The organism is Amycolatopsis sp. lyj-23, from assembly GCF_046549135.1.
GTDB lineage: Bacteria > Actinomycetota > Actinomycetes > Mycobacteriales > Pseudonocardiaceae > Amycolatopsis.
In genome coordinates this window covers 1-1,176 of record NZ_JAJPWN010000051.1, presented here as the reverse complement: position 1 = coordinate 1,176, position 1,176 = coordinate 1, and the positions used below count along the sequence as shown (strand labels likewise).

The following is a 1,176-nucleotide window of genomic DNA, read 5'->3' as shown; positions in this document are numbered from 1 at the left end:
ACGTGCTGGAAACCGCGCTCAACGAGGAAATGACCGAGCACCTCGGGCACGAGAAGAACCAGGCCGACCCAGACCGCGAGTCGACGAACGTGCGGAACGGCACCCGGCCGAAAACGGTGGTCTCGGACGCCGCGGGCGAAGTCGGGATCAACGTACCGCGGGACCGGGAGGGCACCTTCGAACCGCAGATCGTGAAGAAGCGGCAGCGTCGGCTCACCGAAGTGGATGAGATCGTGTTGTCGTTGTATGCGAAAGGCATGACCACGGGAGATATCTCGGCGCATTTCGCCGAGATCTACGGATCCTCGGTCAGCAAGGAAACGATCTCGCGGATCACTGACAAGGTTCTCGCCGAAATGAACGACTGGGCCAACCGTCCGCTCGACCCGGTGTACGTAGCCGTGTTCATCGACGCTATCCACGTCAAGGTCCGCGACGGCCAGGTCGCCAACCGGCCCGTCTACGCCGCCATCGGCGTCACCATCGACGGTCACAAGGACGTCCTGGGCCTGTGGATGGGCACCGGCGGTGAGGGCGCGAAGTTCTGGATGAGCGTGCTGATCGACCTGAAAAACCGCGGCGTGACCGACGTGTTCTTCCTCGTCTGCGACGGCCTCAAAGGCCTGCCCGATGCCGTGATGAACGTCTGGCCGCAAACTGTTGTGCAAACCTGCATTGTCCACTTGATTCGCAACACCTTCCGGCTTGTGTCCCGCCGGGACTGGGACGCAGTGAAACGCGACATCAAACCCATCTACACTGCACCCAGTCCGGATGCCGCGGTGGCTTCTCTCGACGAATTTGAAGAGAAATGGGGCGCGAAGCATTCAGCGGTTATTCGTCTATGGCGCAACGCCTGGGATGAGTTCACGCCGTTCCTCGATTACGACGTCGAGATCCGGACGATGATCTGCTCCACGAACGCGATCGAATCGCTGAATGCCCGTTACCGGCGGGCGATCCGCGCGCGGGGGCATTTCCCGACCGAGCAGGCCGCGATGAAGTGCCTGTACCTTGTGACTCGCAGCCTGGACCCGACCGGGACCGGCCGCGCCCGATGGACGATGCGCTGGAAGCCAGTGATCAACGCGTTCGCCATCACCTTCGGTGACCGCTGGCCGGGAGCCGAAACCTACTGATCAACAACGCCGGAAACACCGATCACGGGATAGACCC

General features: G+C 62.0%; 1 protein-coding gene. It reads left to right on the top strand.

Annotation, left to right across the window (positions count from 1 at the left end; all coding sequences use genetic code 11):
- Window positions 1-1,139 (top strand): IS256 family transposase (locus tag ACLJPY_RS50120; protein WP_410598085.1); only part of this gene is annotated, 1,139 nt, incomplete at its 5' end.
- Between the last annotated feature and the right edge of the window lie 37 nt (window positions 1,140-1,176).